This is a genomic window from Pseudotabrizicola sp. (genome assembly GCF_030684215.1).
GTDB lineage: Bacteria > Pseudomonadota > Alphaproteobacteria > Rhodobacterales > Rhodobacteraceae > Pseudotabrizicola.
This window is the reverse complement of the sequence record NZ_JAUXOV010000024.1, coordinates 203,608-222,362: the sequence shown is the minus strand read 5'-3', so window position 1 is coordinate 222,362 and position 18,755 is coordinate 203,608. Positions and strand designations below refer to the sequence as shown.

Sequence of the window (18,755 nt, the reverse complement as noted above, 5' to 3'; positions counted from 1 at the left end):
CCATGGGCCTGTCGCGGCGGCGGGACGCGTCGATTATCTGGCCGGGGTTTGTGGATGCCGTCACAACGCTGGTGATGGTGCTGATGTTCGTCCTCACCATCTTTACCGTCATGCAATCTGTGTTGCAGGAAACCATCAGCACGCAAGACGGCGAGTTGAATTCGCTGACCGATCAGGTTGCCGCCTTGGCCGATGCGCTTGGGTTGGAGCGCGGGCGGGTCGGGCAATTGCAGGCCGAGGTTGGGACGCTGCGCTCGGACCTTGCCGCGAGCGAGGCCGAGGGCGCGCGTCAGGCGGCACTTGTGACGGGGTTGACGGGGCGTTTGGCGGCGGCCGAGGACGCGTTGCGCGCGGCAGAAGCTCGGGTGGCGAGCTTTGAGGCGCAGGTCGCCAGTTTGCTGGCCGAGCGCGATGCCGCCCGTGGCGAGGTGGCCGATCTGTCGGTCAGCAACGCAGAGCTGGAGGCCGCACGGGCCAGCCTGTTGACCGAACGCGATGCGCTGCAGCTGGCCTTGGCGCGCGCACGGGAAGAAATTGACCAAAGCGTCGAGGAGGCCCGATTGGCGGCGGCGCGGCGCGAGGCGTTGGAAGCTTTGACCGCAGATTTGCAGGCAAAAGTGACCGAGGACGCCGCAGCTGTTGCAGCAGCGCAAGTCGCAGTGTCAGAGGCCGAGGCCGCGCGCTTGGTGGATGCGGCCGCGCTGGAGGCACTGCGGGCGCGGCTGGCCGGGTCAGATGAGGCGATGGCCGCGATGACGCTGGCGCTGGAAGAACAACGCAAACGGGCTGAGGAAACCTTGCTTTTGCTGGCGGCTGCACAAACTGACGCAGCGAAAGCGGCGCAGGACGCAGATCAGGGGGTTGCAATGCTGGCAGCCGCGGAACGGGCGCTGACGGATGAGCAGGCCAAGGTCGTTGAGGCAGCGCAGCGCATGGCCCTGCTGAACGAGCAGATTGCCGCGTTGCGCGGGCAGTTGGGCAGCCTGCAAGCGGTCTTGAATGAAGCGCGTGACAAGGATGTTCTGGCTCAGGTGCAGCTAGATGCCTTGGGGTCGCAACTGAACACCGCATTGGCTCAGGTGGCGTCAGAGCAACGGCGGCGGGCAGAACTGGAGGAAGCCGAACGGCAGCGGCTGGAGGCGGAAAACGCCGATCTGGAGAAGTTTCGCAGCGAGTTCTTTGGCCAGTTGAGCCGCCTGCTCTCTGGACGCGAGGGTGTGCGCGTGGTCGGTGACCGCTTTGTATTCTCCAGCGAGGTGTTGTTCCAGCCCGGTGCCGCCGATCTGGCCCCTGAGGGCCGTGCCCAGATTGCCGGGGTGGTCGAGATCCTGAACGAGGTACGCTCTGAAATTCCAGATTCGATTGACTGGATCATCCGGGTGGACGGCCATACCGACAACGTGCCTTTGTCCGGGGCCGGAGCCTTTGCCGACAACTGGGAGCTAAGTCAGGCGCGGGCGCTGTCGGTGGTCCGGTTTATGCAAAACTCATTGGGCTTTCCGCCCGACCGTCTGGCCGCGACAGGGTTTGGGGAATACCGGCCGGTGGTTGATGGCGAAAATTTGGCGGCGCGGCAGCAGAATCGACGGATCGAGCTGAAACTGACGGAGCGCTAGGTGCGAAGCCGATGGGCCGGGGGCGCTGTCGCTCCCCGGAGTATTTCAACCAAGATGAATGAATCAGCGCAGCGGGTGGTTTGTTTCGCTGCGTTCAATCTCTGTGCCTTGCCGGGTCCAGATCACCCGTAGACTGTAGTTTCCCACTGGCCAGTCAGCCCCGCGCAGGCGTTTGCCGATGGCGCGGAAACCTTGGGCTTGGGTGCGCTCTAGGGTGATTTCTTGCACGATGATTGTGCCGCCGTCCGGGCCGGTGATCGAAAGGGTCATCACGTCACCCGCCTGTGCCCCAAAGTAATGCGCCCAGATCACCATGGCAGGGGAACGCGAGGTCACAGGCCGGAGCGGCAGACCGGCTTTCAGTGCTTCATATTCTGGCACGGCGTCGGCAAGTCCGATGCCAAGGATACCGCCGGGCGCATAGGGGATATCGCCAGCCCAAAGCGCAGAAAGGGGGCCGGGGCCACAGGTGGCACTGCCATCGGGGTCGAACGGGTCTATCGGTTGCCCGTTGCGGCGAAGCGACAGGTGCAGGTGCGGAAATTCTGTATTCCCTGACAGACCGACAAGGCCGAGGGGCTGGCCTGCAGTGACGATCTGGTCAGGTTTGACCTGCACAGAGCCCTTGGCCATGTGGCAATACTGGGTTTCCCAGCCGCTTCCATGGTCGATTACCAGACCGTTACCGCAGTCGCGGTCCTGCAAGGCGGGGGCGGCGGGGTCGCGGATGGAAATGTCGGGCATATCATCGCGGACGCCTTTGACGACGCCGGATGCGGCCGCCAGCACCGGGACGCCCTTTTGCATGGCAGACAGGGTAGACAGCGCAAAATCGGTGCCGCTGTGCCCGTCGTAGCTGAGCGTTCCACAGGTAAAATCGGTATGGCCGGGGCCGGGGTCGCGGTCCATGTATTGCTGGATATGGCAGTTTTTGCCAAGGATGCATTCAAGTGGGAATACCAAGGAAAAGGCCCCTGCTTGCGCAGGGGCCCATGCCAGAAGCATCAGGAGCCGGATCATTCAGCCGTGAGAAGTGGCGGCTTGGAGCCGGTCAGGCGTGGCTTTTGTGGTTCGTCAATTTCAAGCACGATGGCATCGTCCTTGACAGTGACCCGAACAACGCCACCCTTGACCAGCTTGCCGAACAACAGCTCTTCGGCCAATGGCTTCTTGATGTGCTCTTGAATGACGCGACCCAATGGGCGGGCACCCATCTTGTCGTCATAGCCCTTGTCACCCAGCCAGGTTGTCGCCTCTGGCGTGAGTTCGATGTGAACGCCACGATCCATCAGCTGCGCCTCAAGCTGCATCACGAACTTTTCGACCACTTGGAAGATCACCTCTTTGCCAAGCGACGCGAAGGAGATAACCGCATCAAGACGGTTACGGAATTCGGGCGTGAAGGTGCGTTCAATCGCAGCGGTGTCTTCCCCGGTGCGCTTATCGCGGCCAAAGCCTATGGCCGATTTCGACATTTCCGACGCGCCTGCGTTTGATGTCATGATCAGGATCACGTTGCGGAAATCGACAGAGCGGCCGTTATGGTCGGTCAGTTTGCCATGATCCATCACCTGCAACAGGATATTGTAGACATCCGGGTGCGCTTTTTCCATCTCATCAAGCAGCAGAACACAATGCGGGTGCTGGTCGATGCCGTCAGTCAGCATACCGCCCTGATCAAAGCCTACATAGCCCGGAGGCGCACCGATCAGGCGGGAAACAGCGTGTTTCTCCATGTATTCAGACATGTCGAAACGCAGCAGTTCCACACCCAGCGATGAGGCCAATTGCTTGGCCACCTCGGTCTTGCCCACACCGGTTGGCCCGGCAAACAGGTAGTTGCCGATGGGCTTTTCGGGTTCGCGCAGGCCCGCGCGGGCCAGTTTGATGGCCGAGCAGAGTGCTTCGACTGCCTTGTCCTGACCAAACACCACGCGCTTGAGCGTCTTTTCCAGATCGCGCAGGGTCTCTGCATCGTCTTTGGAGACATTCTTGGGTGGGATGCGGGCGATTTTGGCGACCACAGCCTCAATCTCTTTGGTTCCGATCACCTTGCGGCGTTTGGAGTCTGACAGCAGGTGCTGTGCGGCACCAGCCTCATCGATCACGTCGATTGCCGAGTCTGGCAATTTACGGTCGTTGATATAGCGGCTGGCCAGTTCTACGGCCGATTTGATCGCATCGGCAGTGTAGCGCAGGTCGTGGTGCACCTCAAAATGCGGCTTGAGACCCATCAGGATCTTAATCGCATCCGGCACAGATGGCTCATTCACGTCGATCTTCTGGAACCGGCGCGACAGGGCGCGGTCTTTTTCGAAATGCTGACGGAACTCTTTGTAGGTGGTAGAGCCCATGCAGCGCAGTTTGCCGCCCTGCAACGCAGGTTTCAGCAGGTTCGATGCATCCATTGCGCCGCCAGAGGTGGCCCCTGCACCGATCACCGTATGGATCTCGTCGATGAACAGGATCGCGTCGGGGTGATCCTCCATCTCTTTGACCACAGCTTTCAGACGCTCTTCAAAGTCGCCGCGATAGCGGGTGCCGGCCAGCAGCGCGCCCATGTCGAGCGAATAGATGGTGGCACCGCCCAGAACGTCGGGCACTTCCTTGTTGATGATCTTCCACGCCAGACCTTCGGCGATGGCGGTTTTGCCAACGCCGGGGTCGCCCACCAGAAGTGGGTTGTTCTTGCGGCGGCGGCAGAGCACCTGAATGCACCGCTCTACCTCGGCATCGCGACCGATGAGCGGGTCAACATCGCCCTTTTTGGCTTTGACGTTCAGATCAACGCAGTATTTCGACAGCGCGGATTCCTTGGCATCGCCTGCTTCGGCCTTGGGCGTCTCATGGTGTTCTTCGGCACCCTGCACCGGGCGGCTTTCACCAAAGGACGGGTCCTTTGCCACGCCATGGGCGATAAAGTTCACCGCGTCATACCGGGTCATGTCCTGTTCTTGCAGGAAATAGGCCGCGTTGCTTTCGCGTTCGGCGAAAATGGCGACCAGAACATTGGCGCCAGTCACCTCGTTGCGGCCTGACGATTGCACATGGATCGCCGCGCGCTGGATCACACGCTGGAAGGCGGCTGTGGGCACCGCTTCGGACCCTTCAACATCGGTGACCAAAGTGGACAGGTCATCGTCGATGAATTCCATCAGCGTTTTTCGCAGGTCATCAAGGTTGACCGAACACGCCTGCATCACGCGGGCAGCGTCGGGTTCGTCGATCAGCGCCAGAAGCAAATGCTCCAGCGTTGCGAGTTCATGGCGACGGGCGTTGGCCAAGGCCAAGGCACCGTGGATGGCTTGCTCGAGAGTGGTTGAAAACGAAGGCACTTGCTGCGTGCTCCTGTTCCTCGGGGCAGGTTCGGGTGAAATCTCACCTTTACCGACCGTTGCCTCATAACCTTAAAGTTCGGTTTTATTTGCCGTACTTCAAGAAGAATATTTACGCTTTGTGCAATGGTGACATTTGTCACATCAAAAGTGATCAGCCACTAAGCGTTTGCGCGTCAGAACCTGTCTTTGCGCTTGCGGATTTCGGTGAAGACCTCCGCATCGGATGCTCCGGCCATTCCGACGGCTGCCTTGAGTTCGGGAAAAGCAGCGCGCAGGAACGGGTTTGTGGCCAGTTCTTCAGACAGGGTCGAGGGCACAGTGGGGCGAACATCCTCGCGCGCCGCAGTAACTCTCTTGAATCGAGAGATAAGCGCTGGATTGTCCGGTTCAAGGGACAAGGCAAAGCGGATGTTAGATAAGGTATATTCATGGCCTGAACAGACCAGGGTTTCTGGTGGCAGTGCCGCGAGTTTTGACAAGCTGGCCCACATCACGTCGGGGCTGCCCTCAAACAAGCGCCCGCATCCGGCGGCCATCAGGCTGTCTGCGGTGAAGACCAGCCCGGATCCGGGAAAGTGAAAGGCGATGTGGCCAACGGTGTGGCCGGACACATCAAAAACAGTGCCCCCATGCGCGCCGATTGTCACCCTGTCGCCTTCGGTCAGGGCATGGTCCAGCCGGGGCAGGCGGTGTGCATCCGCTTTCGCCCCCCAAACCTTTGCGCCTGTCGCCGCGCGCAGGGCATCTACGCCCGCAATGTGGTCATCGTGGTGATGTGTGATCAGAATATCCGAAAGCTGCCAGCCACGAGTTTCCAGCGCAGCAAGAACTGGCGCTGCGTCAGGCACATCAATGACGGCGGTGGCACCAGAGTTGGCATCATGGATCAGAAAGGCATAGTTGTCTTTCAGGCAAGGGATCGTCACAAGATCAAGGGGCATGGTCTTCCTGTCGGTTGACTGTGTCGAGAATGGCCAGCATGGCCCGGAAAATGGATGGTCCGCAATGCATCTTGATGTGCTTGATCTGCGCAATTTTTACTATCGCACCCAGTTGGGGCGCGTGGCGCAGCGGGCGATCCGGGATCAAGTGGTTCAATTCTGGCCGCCTGCGGTGGGGCAAACTGTTGCGGGCTTTGGGTTTGCGGTGCCGCTGTTGCGCCCCTATCTGGCGCAGTCGCGGCGGGTGATCGGCCTCATGCCGGGGCCGCAGGGCGTGATGCCTTGGCCTGCGGGACTGCTTAATGTGTCGGTGCTGTGCGAGGAAACCGCGTGGCCGCTTTCTACCGGGTTTGTTGACCGGCTGGTTCTGATGCACGGGCTGGAGACGTCTGAGCAGCCGTCTGCCGTGCTGGAGGAGGCGCACCGCGTCCTTGGACCGGGGGGGCGGGCGTTGTTCATTGTGCCAAACCGATCCGGTCTGTGGGCGCGGCGTGACGGAACGCCCTTTGGGTTTGGCCGTCCCTATAGCGTCAGCCAGCTGGAGGTGCAGTTGAAGCACCATGGGTTTACCCCGGACCGTGCAGTGGCCGCACTGTTCGCGCCGCCTTCAACTGGCCGGTTCTGGCTGCGCACGGCAGAGTTCTGGGAACGGATCGGCAAACGGGCGCCATGGCTGGTCGGGGGTGTGTTGATGGTAGAGGCGACAAAGCAGGTATACGCGCCAACCCGCGGCGGGTTGGCCGCTGCGGTGCGCCGTCCGCTGCGGGTGTTGGAAGGCGTTGGCCAGCCAGTGCCGACCCCTTGCCGTGGTGAGCAGGATATGCCGGCAGGGCAATAGTTCTTCCTTGGGGCAGAGGGATTCGCGGTGGAAGTTTCAACAGATGCAAAAACCGCGCAAAGATGCTTTTCCAAGGGTGATTTTGTCCTGGCGGGCCGATCTGATGAGCGCCAAAAAGTCGCACTTGTGCAGGTGCAGCGCAAACATGTGAGAAACCTGCATGGATGGATCACAAAGAGGCGACCAACACGGTTGCGGGGTGGCAAAGGCTCTGCTAGAGACGCCGAAAATCAAGACGCATGCGCAAGTGTGCGCCATTGGCGGCTTCTGACCTGCCGGGTGCAGCAACGGGCCTAAGACAACGGAAGGGATGACGTGTCCGAACCAGCTTCGATCTCCTCCGGCATCGCCGCGCGCTACGCCACTGCTCTGTTTGAGCTGGCAAAGGAAACGGGGGCACTCAAGGCCCTTGAGGCCGACGCAGACGCGCTGACTGCCGTATTGTCCACCAGCGCAGATTTCGGGACGCTGATTTCGTCTCCCGTGTTCAGTCGCGATGATCAGGCCAGGTCGATGGCAGCGATTGTCGCGAAAATGGGCCTGTCGGACCTCACCGCGAAGACGCTGCAACTGATGGCCGCCAAGCGCCGCCTGTTTGTGTTGCCGCATGTGTTGATCAGCCTTACCGCGCGGATTGCGGAAGAAAAGGGCGAAGTGACTGCCGAAGTAACATCGGCCACAGAGCTGTCGGCAGAACAGGCCAATACTCTTGCTTCCACGCTGAAGGCGCGCGTTGGCAAGGACGTGAAATTGAAAACCACCGTTGATGAAAGCCTCATCGGCGGTCTTGTCGTAAAGCTCGGCTCGACCATGATCGACACTTCGATCAAGGCAAAGCTCGCAGCTCTCCAGAATGCAATGAAAGAGGTTGGGTGATGGGAATTCAGGCTGCTGAGATCTCTGCGATCCTGAAAGAGCAGATCAAGAACTTTGGCAAAGATGCCGAAGTGGCCGAAGTGGGCCGTGTTCTTTCGGTAGGTGACGGGATTGCCCGTGTACATGGTCTGGACAATGTTCAGGCCGGTGAAATGGTCGAATTCCCCGGTGGTATCCGCGGGATGGCACTGAACCTCGAAGTCGATAACGTCGGCGTCGTGATCTTCGGTTCCGACCAGGACATCAAGGAAGGCGACACCGTCAAGCGTACCAAATCCATCGTGGACGTGCCTGCGGGCAACGCGCTTCTGGGTCGTGTGGTTGACGGTCTGGGCAACCCGATCGACGGCAAAGGCCCGATTGCGGCCACCGAACGCCGCATCGCCGACGTGAAAGCCCCCGGCATCATCCCGCGGAAATCGGTGCACGAGCCGATGGCAACCGGCCTGAAGGCCGTTGACGCCATGATCCCCGTTGGTCGTGGCCAGCGCGAACTGATCATCGGTGACCGTCAGACCGGCAAAACTGCCGTCGCGCTGGACACCATTCTGAACCAGAAGTCCTATAACGAGGCGGCAGGCGACGACGAGAGCAAGAAGCTTTACTGCATCTATGTGGCTATCGGTCAGAAGCGTTCAACCGTGGCGCAGCTGGTCAAGAAGCTGGAAGAAACCGGCGCGATTGCCTATACCATCGTGGTGGCGGCTACCGCATCCGACCCCGCTCCCATGCAGTTCCTTGCCCCTTATTCCGCCACCGCTATGGCAGAATTTTTCCGCGACAATGGCCGCCATGCGCTGATCATCTATGATGACCTTTCCAAGCAAGCCGTTGCCTACCGCCAGATGTCGCTGCTGCTGCGCCGCCCGCCGGGCCGTGAAGCCTATCCGGGCGACGTGTTCTATCTGCACTCGCGCCTGCTGGAGCGGTCTTCGAAGCTGAACTCTGATTTTGGTTCGGGCTCGCTTACCGCGCTGCCGATCATCGAGACGCAAGGCGGCGACGTGTCGGCGTTTATTCCTACGAACGTGATCTCGATCACCGACGGTCAGATATTCCTTGAAACCGAACTGTTCTATCAGGGCATCCGCCCGGCTGTGAACACCGGTTTGTCGGTGTCGCGTGTTGGTTCATCTGCACAAACCAACTCGATGAAAACCGTGGCTGGTCCGGTGAAACTGTCGCTGGCGCAGTACCGCGAAATGGCGGCGTTTGCGCAGTTCGGTTCCGACCTTGACGCATCCACCCAGCAGTTGCTGGCCCGTGGTGCGCGCCTGACCGAATTGATGAAGCAAAATCAGTATTCGCCGCTAACCAACGCGGAAATCGTCTGCGTGATCTATGCGGGCACCGCCGGCTTCCTTGACAAGGTTTCCGTGAAGGATGTGGGTCGTTTTGAAGCGGGTCTGCTGTCGTTCCTTCGCAACCAGCGCAAGGACATCCTTGACTGGATCACCACCGCTGACCCGAAAATCAAAGGCGCAGATGAGCAAAAGCTGAAAGACGCTATCGCTGAATTCGCCAAAACCTTCGCTTAAGCGTCTGAAAGGACAGGGATATGCCCAGCCTTAAGGACTTAAAAAACAAGATCGCGAGCGTCAAGAACACGCGCAAGATCACCAAGGCGATGCAAATGGTCTCGGCAGCAAAACTGCGCCGCGCCCAAGAGGCTGCCGAAGCTGCCCGGCCCTATGCCGAGCGGATGAATGCAGTCATGGCAGGTCTTTCTGCATCGGTCGGCACATCGGAAAGCGCGCCCCGGCTTCTTGCCGGGACGGGCAAGGATCAGGTTCATCTGCTTGTCGTCATGACAGCAGAGCGCGGCCTTTGCGGCGGCTTCAACTCGACCATCGCGCGGCTTGCCCGCCTGAAGGCTAATGAGTTGCTGGCAGCTGGCAAGACCGTCAAGATCCTGACGGTCGGCAAAAAGGGCCGCGAGCAACTGCGCCGCGATCTGGAAAGCAACATGGTCGGCCATGTTGATCTGACCGAGGTAAAACGCGTGGGCTATGCCAATGCGCAAACCATCGCGCGCGAAGTTCTGACCCGCTTTGAGGCGGGTGAGTTCGATGTCGCGACGATCTTTTACAACCGGTTCCAGTCGGTCATCAGTCAGGTGCCGACGGCGCAGCAGATCATTCCGGCCAAGTTTGAAGGGGCCACGACCAGCGCCCTTTACGATTATGAGCCAAGCGAAGAAGCCATCCTGGCCGACCTGCTGCCCCGTGGTGTTGCCACGCAGATCTTTACGGCTCTGCTGGAAAACGGTGCCTCGGAACAGGGGGCACGCATGAGCGCGATGGACAACGCAACGCGCAACGCAGGCGATATGATCAAGAAGTACACGACGATCTATAACCGCTCGCGTCAGGCTGCGATCACCAAAGAGCTTATCGAAATCATTTCGGGCGCTGAAGCGCTCTGAGGAACTGGAGAAACGACATGGCAAAAGCACCGAAAGCAGCTGCCGCGGCGGGCAAGGTGACGCAAGTTATCGGCGCCGTCGTGGACGTGCAGTTCGAAGGCGAACTTCCCGCAATTCTGAACGCGCTGATCACTGATAACAACGGCAAGCCGCTTGTTCTGGAAGTGGCGCAGCACCTTGGCGAAAGCACGGTCCGCGCCGTCGCAATGGACGCGACCGAAGGTCTGGTCCGTGGCGCGCCGGTGTCTGACACGGGTAAGCCTATTCAGGTTCCGGTCGGCATGGCAACGCTGGGCCGTATCATGAATGTCATCGGCGAGCCGGTTGACGAGCGTGGTCCGGTAAACGCAACGGAAACCCGGTCGATCCACCAGCCGGCCCCTTCGTTCGCCGAGCAAGCAACCGAAAGCCAGATCCTTGTGACCGGGATCAAGGTGATCGACCTTCTGGCCCCTTACACCAAGGGCGGCAAGATCGGTCTGTTCGGTGGTGCCGGTGTGGGCAAGACCGTTCTGATCATGGAACTGATCAACAACATCGCAAAGGTTCACTCGGGCGTGTCCGTGTTCGCCGGTGTGGGTGAGCGTACCCGTGAAGGCAACGACCTGTATCACGAGATGATCGAATCCGGCGTTATCGATCTGGAAGACCTGACCAAGTCGAAAATCGCCTTGGTGTATGGTCAGATGAACGAGCCTCCGGGTGCGCGTATGCGGATCGCTCTGTCGGGTCTGACCATGGCCGAACAGTTCCGCGACGAAACCGGTGCTGACGTTTTGTTCTTTGTCGACAACATCTTCCGCTTTACCCAAGCCGGTTCGGAAGTGTCGGCTTTGCTGGGTCGTATCCCGTCTGCCGTGGGTTATCAGCCAACGCTGGCCACCGACATGGGCGCGATGCAGGAACGCATCACCTCGACCAAGAACGGTTCGATCACCTCGGTGCAGGCCGTCTACGTTCCTGCCGATGACTTGACCGACCCTGCGCCAGCCACTTCGTTCGCCCACTTGGACGCGACGACGGTTCTGGACCGCGCGATCTCGGAAAAAGGCATCTATCCGGCTGTGGACCCGCTGGGTTCAACCTCGCGTCTGCTGGACCCGCTGATCATCGGGGACGAGCATTACACTGTGGCGACTGACGTGCAAAAGGTGCTTCAGCGCTACAAGTCGCTGCAGGACATCATCGCCATTCTTGGGATGGACGAATTGTCGGAAGATGACAAGCTGGCCGTCGCCCGCGCGCGCAAGTTGGAGCGTTTCCTGTCGCAGCCGTTCGACGTGGCAAAAGTGTTTACCGGGTCTGATGGTGTGCAGGTTCCGCTGGAAAAAACCATCGCGTCGTTCAAGGCCGTGGTTGCTGGTGAATATGACCACCTGCCGGAAGCTGCCTTCTACATGGTTGGCGACATCGAAGACGTGAAAGCCAAAGCTGCCAAACTCGCCGCCGCTGCGGCATAAGGAGGGTAGAATGGCTTTTCAGTTCGACCTCGTAAGCCCGGAACGCCGCCTCGCGTCCGTTCAGGCGACTGAGGTTCAGATCCCAGGCGCTGAGGGCGACATGACGGCGATGGAGGGGCATGCCCCCACCATCACCACCTTGCGTCCAGGTATACTCAAGGCGGTTGGCGCCGAGGGCACCAAATCGTTTGTCGTGACAGGCGGTTTCGCAGAAATTACCGCAACGGGTGTATCGGTTCTGGCCGAACGTGCTGTGCCGGTAGAAGAAGCGACGCCCGCCCTGATGGACAGTCTGCTTGCCGAAGTTCGCGACGCTGCCGGCGTCTCGGATGACAAGGACGCTGCTGACAAAGCTGTCGCAGACATGGCGGCCGCGCGTGGCATGATAGGGCAGTAATGTTCCGAAGCAGTTGAAGTTTGAACAGGCCCCGGCATATGCTGGGGCCTGTTCGTTTTAAGCTCCAATAGTTTTATGAGGCAGGGTCAGCATAGAAGGGCCATCTGTATGAAGCGGTTTCCTCCGGGCAGTATTGCTATAGCTCAGGGCTCTCGCGTTCTGTTTTCCGACTTTGCCGATGGCGGGGTCATGTGGACAGGTGAAGGCGATCGTGAAAGTCGCCATATCGTAGAGTTCAAAGAACCCTTCCGCCTGCCCCCAGCGGTGCATGTCGGAATAACCATGTGGGACACCGATCATCAGACCAATGCCCGTGCTGACCTGACAGCGGAAAACATCATAGAAACCGGGTTTCATCTGGTCTTCAAGACTTGGGCAAACACCCGTGTTGCGCGCATCCGGGCAGATTGGATGGCCATCGGACAGGTGCCGGACGAAGATGACTGGGAGATTGAGTAGTAGACGCAGCGGTTAGCCGCGCTGATACATACCCTCATAGATTGGGACCAGCGTTTCCGTCTCGAACAGGCTGGAGACGCTGGTGCCGCTCCAGATGTTCAGGATAGCTTGCGCGAACATCGGGGCCGTTGGCACGATGCGGATGTTGGACGCCGCTGCTGCCGCCTCACTTTGCTGGATCGAGTCGGTGATGACCAATGATTTCATCACCGAGTTTTTGATCCGATCAACCGCAGGGCCGGACAGAACGCCGTGGGTGATATAGCTGTGAACCTCGGTCGCGCCGTTTTCCAACAGCACTTCGGCGGCTTTGCACAATGTGCCCGCAGTGTCGCAGATGTCATCGACGATAATGCATTTCTTGCCCTGAACGTCACCGATCACCTTCATCTCGGCAATCTCGCCCGCCTTTTCACGGCGTTTGTCGACGATGGACAGGGGGGCGTTGATCCGCTTGGCCAGTTCGCGCGCGCGGGCCACGCCGCCAACGTCAGGAGAGACAACCATCAGGTCACCCATCTGGCCTTTGAAGTGGTGTTCGATATCAAGTGCAAAGACCGGGCTGGCGTAAAGGTTGTCCACCGGGATGTCGAAAAAGCCTTGGATCTGGGCTGCGTGCAGGTCCAGCGTCAACACGCGGTCAACACCCGCGCTTTCGATCAGGTTTGCGACCAGTTTGGCCGAAATCGGGGTGCGGGCCTTGGCGCGGCGATCCTGGCGGGCATAGCCGAAATAGGGTATCACGGCGGTAATGCGGGCAGCTGACGAGCGCCGCAGCGCATCGACCATGATCAACAACTCCATAAGGTTATCATTGGCCGGGTTCGACGTGGGCTGGATGACATACATATCCTCGCCGCGCACGTTCTCGAACACTTCGACAAAGATTTCCTGGTCGTTGAACCGTTCAATCCGGGCGTCAACCAGCCCCACAGACATGCCGCGATGCACGGACATGCGACGGGCGATGGATTTGGCAAGCGGCATGTTTGCATTGCCGGAAATCAGCTTGGGTTCGGTGATGGCGGGCATGATGGGTCTCCGGGGCCACGGAATCGGATCGTTGACACCGCTTATCACCCGACTAGGGTCTTGCAAACCGATGCAAAGGGATACCGGGTCAAATGACACAAATCGATTACTTTTTCGCAACGATGTCGCCGTATTGCTATCTTGCGAGCACCCGGCTGGAAGACATCGCCGCGCGGCATGGCGCGACCATCACCTACAAGCCGATTGCTATTCTGGCGCTGTTGCCGCGCACGGGTGGGCAGGCGTTGGCGGATCGCCATGAAAGCCGCCGCGCGTACCGCTTGCAGGAACTGCGGCGGCAAGCGGCGAAATGGGGGATGCCGCTGAACCTGAAGCCCGCCTTCTTCCCGGCAAATCCGGCGCCGTCCTGCTATGCGATCATCGCCGCAGCCGCGACAGGCGCAGATGTGGGGCCGCTGGTCCACGCCTTTTGTCGGGCGGTCTGGGCAGAGGATCGGGATATCGCCGATGATGCGGTTGTCAGGGACATTCTGACCGGCCATGGCTTTGACCCAAAGCTGGCAGACAGCGGCATGTTGGCCGGGGCGGAAACCTACGGTGCCAATCTGGAAGAGGCAGTTGCCCGTGGCGTGTTCGGCACGCCAACGTATCTTGTTGGTGACGAGATGTTCTGGGGGCAGGATCGGTTGGAAGATCTGGATTTGTATCTGTCGGGCAAGCTGTGATGTCTGGCGCAGCGGTGGCCGACCCGCCTCTCTATTGGCGCCGGTATGGTCAAGGAGACAAGACTGCTGTTGCGCTGCACTGTTCGCTTGCCCATTCGGGCAAATTTGCAGGGCTGGCTGCCGCGCTGCCAGAGTTCGGCTTGATCGCACCCGATTTGCCGGGGCATGGGCGTAGTGCGGATTGGTCAGGGCGGGGCGACTACCACAGCGAAACCACCCGCGATGTGCTGGCCATGCTGGCGCAGCTTGATCTGGGGGCGGTGCCGCTGATCGGGCACAGCTTTGGCGCGACGGTCGCATTGCGGGTGGCGTTGGAACGGCCCGAGGCTGTCAGCGCCTTGGTGCTGATCGAACCTGTGCTGTTCTGCGCCGCGCGTGCGGCGGGTGGCCCGAGTTTTGCCGCACATCTGGCGGCCCATGCGGGATTTGCCGCTGCGCGCAGGGTGGGTGATCTGCATAAGGCTGCGGCGGCGTTTCAGGCGATCTGGGGGGCGGGACTGGCGTTTGACGCTCTGCCCGAGGCCCAGCAAGACTATATCAGCGCCCGGACACCGTTGGTCGCGGCAACGAACCCGGTGTTGAACGACGATGCCGCAGGGATGTTGGTCTATGGCAGGCTGGAATCCTTGGGGGTTCCGGTGCTGCTGGTGCAGGGCGACCAGTCGCCGCCAATCATCGACGCAATTCACACCGAGTTGGCACGGCGCCTGCCGCAGGTGCAGCGTGCACAGGTGGTGGGGGCGGGGCATATGCTGCCGGTGACCCATCCGCGCGACTGTGCGGCACTGATCCGCGCGTTCTTGTCGCCTTAGCCTTTGAAGGCGGCCAGCAAACCATCCACATCGGCTTTGGTCGTGGACCATGAGGCCACAAGGCGGCACAGAGTTTCGTCACTTTTGCTGTAGATGGCCCCGGCGGCACTGGCGCGCGTATGGGCAACGGCCGGAAGACGGACAAAGATCATATTGGCGGGGGTTGGGTAGAGGATTTCAGCGCCCGGCACATGCGCGAGACCCGTGGCGAGCCGCTTTGCCATATCATTGGCGTGTCGGGCCATCGTCAGCCACAGATCATCCTGAAACCACGCGTCGAATTGCGCGGCAACAAAGCGCAGCTTTGAATTCAGGTGGCCTGCGCGTTTGCGGCGCAGGGCGGCCTCCCATGCCTTTGCGGGGTCAAACAGCACTACCGCCTCTGCCCCAAGCAGCCCGTTTTTGGTGCCGCCAAGGGTCAGCACATCAACGCCTGCGCGCCATGACAGTTCGGCCGGGGTTGCGTTGGTGGCGACCAGCGCATTGGCAAAGCGTGCGCCATCCAGATGGACGGGCAGGCCATTGGCCATTGCCACCGACGTCAGGGCCGACAGTTCTGCGGCGGTATACAGCGTGCCTGCCTCAGTCACGTTGGTCAGGCTAAGCGCGCCGCGTTGCGCGACATGAACCGAGCCGCCGGTCTGCGCGATGGCTTGCGACAGCGCATCGGGGCTGATCTTGCCTTGCGGCCCGTCGATCAGCGTCAGCTTTGCGCCACCCGAAAAGAACTCGGGCGCGCCGCATTCATCCTCGGCGATATGGGCGTGACGATGGCAGAAGGTGGTGGCCCAAGGCGGGGTCAGCAGCGACAGCGCCAGTGCGTTGGCAGCAGTGCCGGTGGTCAGCAACAGCACCTCGGCCTGTGGCGCTTCAAACACCGTGCGGATGCGGTCGCGCAGGGCTTCGGTGGCGGAATCATTGCCATAGGACAGGGCATAACCCGCATTGGCCCGTTCCATCGCCGCAAAAACCGCGGGGTGAACCGGCGCGCCGTTGTCAGAAGCAAAGAACATCAGGGGGTTTCCTCGATGACGTAGTCTTCCCAGTCATCCTCCGATACCTCGAATTCGGGGATCGTCCAGCCCCGGACCGAGGCCCCGGCCTTGTGCGTGCTTTCGGGGTCGCCGGTGATCAGCGGGTGCCAGTCGGGCAGGTTCTTGCCTTCGTGCAGCAGCCGGTAAGCGCAGGTGCGCGGCATCCAATAGGCGATCTTTGGCAGGGTCTTGGGCGAAAGTTGCACGCAATCGGGTACGAATTGCTTGCGGATCGGGTATTGCATGCAGCGGCAGGTTTCACCGTCCAGCAAGCGACAGGCGACGCGGGTGTATTCCACTTCGCCGGTGTCCTCGTATTCAATCTTGTTCAGGCAGCATTTGCCGCAGCCGTCACACAGCGCCTCCCATTCCTGGGGCGTCAGCTTTGTCAGCGGGATGGTTTCCCAGAACTTCGGACGCATAATAGGGCCTTGGGCAAAGGGTTACAGGGCAGACAGGATCGTGCGGGCTTGGTCGCAATCGGCGGCCATCTGGGTCATCAGCGAAGGCAAGCCGTCAAACTTCAACTCGGGGCGGAGGTGATCGACAAAGGCGATGGACAGATGCGCGCCGTAAAGATCACCCGTGAAATCAAAGATAAAGGTTTCAAGGTTGGGCTGGTTTACACCAAACATTGGCCGGACGCCAAGGCTGGCGGCCCCATTGTAGCTGCCTTTGTGTGGGCCAGTCAGCACATCGGCCTTGACTGCATAGACCCCCAGCTTTGGCAGGTGCAGCCCTGCAACCGACATGTTGGCGGTGGGATAGCCAAGCTCGCGCCCGCGCTTTGCGCCGTGGATCACCTCGCCCTCGATCCGGTGCCAATGGCCCAGCATGGCAGCAGCATCGCGCGGGCGACCATCGGTCAGCGCAGCGCGGATGGCAGAAGACGAGATCGGTTGGTCAGCGCGGGTGATCAGCTTGGCGATGGTGGTCTGAAAGCCATGGGCAGTGCCAAGTGTCTGAAGGTCGCCCGCCTTGCCCGCGCGCCCTCGACCAAAGCAGAAATCTGCACCGACTACGACATGGCTGATGCCCAGACCATCCGCCAAAACCTCGCGCACAAAGGCGTCTGGTGTCAGGCTGGCAAGGGTTTTGTCAAACGGCAGTTCATACAAATGCTGCACGCCCAGCTTGGCCAGCCGGTTCAGCCGGGCTTCGGCGTTCATCAGGCGGAAGGGCGGGGAATCGGGGGCGAAAACTTCGCGCGGGTGGGGTTCGAACGTGACGATTCCCAGCGGTGCAGTGCCACGGGCCAAGTCGATCACCGCCTGATGGCCCAGATGGACACCATCAAAATTGCCCATGGCGCAGGATGCGCTGCGGGCGGATGGGGGAAGCCCCTGCCAGGAACGGTGGATTTGCATTCTACCCCGGTCTGGGGCAGATGCCCCGTCAGTCGAACTTGCGGCTTGGCGCCAGAACCAGCGCCTCGCCCTTTAGCACCACCGTTTTACCGACAGAGCAATGGGTTTCAAGGGTCACCCGACGTTTTGCGTGGTCGATTGCCGTTACAGTGACCACCGCTTCGACAATATCGCCGGGACGGACGGGGGCCATGAAGCGCAGGGACTGGCCCAGATAGACGGTGCCATGACCGGGAAGCTGTTCACCGATCACCGCGGAGATCAGCCCGGCCGTCAGCATGCCATGGGCGATGCGGCCCTCGAATATGGTGTCTCGGGCGTAGGCGTCATCCAGATGGACCGGGTTGCGGTCGGTCGATACCTCGGCAAACAACTCAATATCGCGGTCGGTGATCAACTTGGACAGGCCGCGCGTCATGCCGATTTCAAGGTCTTCGATGCAGATCGTTCCGCGGGGCATATTGTCCAACATCTTGCGATTCCCGTGATTGTTCTGCGGCGACATTAGCAAATGCCGCAGTGCAGCGCAATTCGGGCGCGCAAGTTTTTTCCGAAACTGCGACCGATGGCGCAATTATGTTACCTGCGCAGCTTTATGTCAGCGCAGATAGCCGATCGCAAATGTGGCGGAAAGCTGGTGTGAGGCCAGCCACGATTGCAGCAAGTCATTGTCAGGATTGGAAAAATCTGGCCCAAACTCATGCGAGGCAATGCCGCCTGTGACAAACAGCGTATCCAGCCCTTCGCCGAGGCCGCCCTGCACATCGGTTTTGATCCCATCGCCGACGCAGAGGATGCGCGCCTCGTCCAGACCAAGGCGGCGGCGGGCGAGGTCGTAGATCGGCGGGTGGGGTTTGCCGTAGTAAAGCGACTCGCCGCCCATGTCTTCATAGGCTTTGGCCAAAGCGCCCGCGCAATACAGCCGCTTGTCGCCCATATCGACGATGATATCGGGGTTGGCACAAAGCATTTTCAACCCTTTCGCCTTTGCCATCAATAACTTACCGCGATAATCGTCAGGCGTTTCAGTCAGATCATCTGCCATCCCCGTGCAGACAATCCCGGTGGCCTGATCAAGCGACACGCGGGTGATGTCAGCCTTTGCGACAAGGTGGGCCAGATCATCCTCGAAATCGGTGAAGAAAGGCTCATCTTTGGGCGCGCCGATGTGGTGGATGCGCGGGCCTGCCGCGCCTGACAGCATGGCGGCCTGAGTGGCATCTCCCGATGTGGCCACATCATCCCACGCGTCGCGCGGCAGGCCCATTGCATCCAACTGCTTGACAACGCTTGATTTTGGTCGCGGTGCGTTGGTCACCAGAATGACCTTTCCACCGCCCGCCCGGAAGGATTGAAGTGCCGAGACGGCAGCAGGAAACGGCGTCACACCATTGTGCAAGCAGCCCCAGAGATCACAGAACAGGGCGTCATAGCGGCCCGAAAGATCGGCGAGGGAGCGGATGATTTCGGTCAT

The 18,755-nt window shown here is 60.3% G+C and carries 19 protein-coding genes; 10 read left to right on the top strand and 9 right to left on the bottom strand.

Annotation, left to right across the window (positions count from 1 at the left end; genetic code table 11):
• Positions 1-2 precede the first annotated feature (2 nt).
• The gene (locus Q8K08_RS04050; RefSeq protein ID WP_304797654.1) at positions 3-1,616 is read left to right on the top strand and encodes a peptidoglycan -binding protein; all 1,614 of its coding nucleotides are present in this window, start codon (positions 3-5) and stop codon (positions 1,614-1,616) included.
• A 63-nt stretch (positions 1,617-1,679) separates the two neighbouring features.
• On the opposite strand, the gene Q8K08_RS04045 is transcribed toward Q8K08_RS04050, so the two are convergent.
• The 3 genes from Q8K08_RS04045 to gloB all read right to left on the bottom strand — a co-directional run bounded on the left by Q8K08_RS04045 (position 1,680) and on the right by gloB (position 5,895).
• A complete protein-coding gene (locus Q8K08_RS04045) occupies positions 1,680-2,636 on the bottom strand; it encodes a M23 family metallopeptidase (RefSeq protein WP_305249262.1) in 957 nt (318 codons plus the stop codon).
• Complete coding sequence (gene clpA / locus Q8K08_RS04040; RefSeq protein ID WP_304797651.1) at positions 2,633-4,951, bottom strand: ATP-dependent Clp protease ATP-binding subunit ClpA; 2,319 nt, start codon at positions 4,949-4,951, stop codon at positions 2,633-2,635. Before clpA ends, Q8K08_RS04045 begins: the two co-directional genes overlap by 4 nt.
• A gap of 176 nt (positions 4,952-5,127) precedes the next feature.
• A complete protein-coding gene (gene gloB, locus Q8K08_RS04035; RefSeq protein ID WP_305249261.1) occupies positions 5,128-5,895 on the bottom strand; it encodes a hydroxyacylglutathione hydrolase in 768 nt (255 codons plus the stop codon).
• A gap of 64 nt (positions 5,896-5,959) precedes the next feature.
• On the opposite strand from gloB, the gene Q8K08_RS04030 reads away from it, so the two are divergent.
• The 7 genes from Q8K08_RS04030 (at position 5,960) to Q8K08_RS04000 (ending at position 12,350) form a co-directional block, all read left to right on the top strand.
• A complete protein-coding gene (locus Q8K08_RS04030; RefSeq protein WP_304797656.1) occupies positions 5,960-6,733 on the top strand; it encodes a class I SAM-dependent methyltransferase in 774 nt (257 codons plus the stop codon).
• Positions 6,734-7,048: 315 nt separating this feature from the next.
• Positions 7,049-7,609 carry a F0F1 ATP synthase subunit delta gene (locus Q8K08_RS04025; RefSeq protein WP_305249260.1) on the top strand — a complete coding sequence of 187 codons (561 nt, stop codon included), beginning with the start codon at positions 7,049-7,051 and terminating at the stop codon, positions 7,607-7,609.
• Positions 7,609-9,147, top strand: coding sequence for a F0F1 ATP synthase subunit alpha (gene atpA, locus Q8K08_RS04020; RefSeq protein WP_304797647.1), 1,539 nt, complete (start codon positions 7,609-7,611; stop codon positions 9,145-9,147). Before Q8K08_RS04025 ends, atpA begins: the two co-directional genes overlap by 1 nt.
• A 20-nt stretch (positions 9,148-9,167) precedes the next feature.
• On the top strand, positions 9,168-10,034 hold the full coding sequence (locus Q8K08_RS04015) for a F0F1 ATP synthase subunit gamma (protein ID WP_304797645.1): 867 nt from the start codon (positions 9,168-9,170) through the stop codon (positions 10,032-10,034).
• 17 nt (positions 10,035-10,051) lie between these two features.
• Positions 10,052-11,494 (top strand): F0F1 ATP synthase subunit beta, encoded by a 1,443-nt coding sequence (gene atpD / locus Q8K08_RS04010; protein WP_305249259.1) that lies wholly within the window; start codon positions 10,052-10,054, stop codon positions 11,492-11,494.
• 10 nt (positions 11,495-11,504) lie between these two features.
• On the top strand, positions 11,505-11,891 hold the full coding sequence (locus tag Q8K08_RS04005) for a F0F1 ATP synthase subunit epsilon (protein ID WP_304803295.1): 387 nt from the start codon (positions 11,505-11,507) through the stop codon (positions 11,889-11,891).
• Positions 11,892-11,999: 108 nt separating this feature from the next.
• Positions 12,000-12,350 (top strand): H-type lectin domain-containing protein, encoded by a 351-nt coding sequence (locus Q8K08_RS04000; RefSeq protein WP_305249258.1) that lies wholly within the window; start codon positions 12,000-12,002, stop codon positions 12,348-12,350.
• Between the two features lie 12 nt (positions 12,351-12,362).
• Here the strand turns inward: Q8K08_RS04000 and Q8K08_RS03995 are convergent, their stop codons facing one another.
• The gene (locus Q8K08_RS03995; RefSeq protein ID WP_304803291.1) at positions 12,363-13,382 is read right to left on the bottom strand and encodes a ribose-phosphate pyrophosphokinase; all 1,020 of its coding nucleotides are present in this window, start codon (positions 13,380-13,382) and stop codon (positions 12,363-12,365) included.
• A 92-nt stretch (positions 13,383-13,474) separates the two neighbouring features.
• Between Q8K08_RS03995 and Q8K08_RS03990 the strand changes: the two genes are divergently transcribed.
• The gene (locus Q8K08_RS03990) at positions 13,475-14,068 is read left to right on the top strand and encodes a 2-hydroxychromene-2-carboxylate isomerase (protein ID WP_304803289.1); all 594 of its coding nucleotides are present in this window, start codon (positions 13,475-13,477) and stop codon (positions 14,066-14,068) included.
• Positions 14,068-14,880 carry an alpha/beta fold hydrolase gene (locus Q8K08_RS03985; protein ID WP_305249257.1) on the top strand — a complete coding sequence of 271 codons (813 nt, stop codon included), beginning with the start codon at positions 14,068-14,070 and terminating at the stop codon, positions 14,878-14,880. Before Q8K08_RS03990 ends, Q8K08_RS03985 begins: the two co-directional genes overlap by 1 nt.
• On the opposite strand, the gene Q8K08_RS03980 is transcribed toward Q8K08_RS03985, so the two are convergent.
• The 5 genes from Q8K08_RS03980 to Q8K08_RS03960 form a co-directional block, all read right to left on the bottom strand.
• On the bottom strand, positions 14,877-15,893 hold the full coding sequence (locus Q8K08_RS03980) for a low specificity L-threonine aldolase (RefSeq protein ID WP_305249256.1): 1,017 nt from the start codon (positions 15,891-15,893) through the stop codon (positions 14,877-14,879). The two genes, Q8K08_RS03985 and Q8K08_RS03980, sit on opposite strands and share 4 nt — an antisense overlap.
• Complete coding sequence (locus Q8K08_RS03975) at positions 15,893-16,336, bottom strand: YcgN family cysteine cluster protein (RefSeq protein ID WP_304803283.1); 444 nt, start codon at positions 16,334-16,336, stop codon at positions 15,893-15,895. Before Q8K08_RS03975 ends, Q8K08_RS03980 begins: the two co-directional genes overlap by 1 nt.
• 21 nt (positions 16,337-16,357) lie before the next feature.
• Positions 16,358-17,281, bottom strand: coding sequence for a bifunctional riboflavin kinase/FAD synthetase (locus Q8K08_RS03970; protein WP_304803281.1), 924 nt, complete (start codon positions 17,279-17,281; stop codon positions 16,358-16,360).
• 28 nt (positions 17,282-17,309) lie between these two features.
• A complete protein-coding gene (locus Q8K08_RS03965) occupies positions 17,310-17,753 on the bottom strand; it encodes a MaoC family dehydratase (RefSeq protein WP_304803278.1) in 444 nt (147 codons plus the stop codon).
• Between the two features lie 126 nt (positions 17,754-17,879).
• On the bottom strand, positions 17,880-18,755 hold the full coding sequence (locus Q8K08_RS03960; RefSeq protein WP_305249255.1) for a TIGR01459 family HAD-type hydrolase: 876 nt from the start codon (positions 18,753-18,755) through the stop codon (positions 17,880-17,882).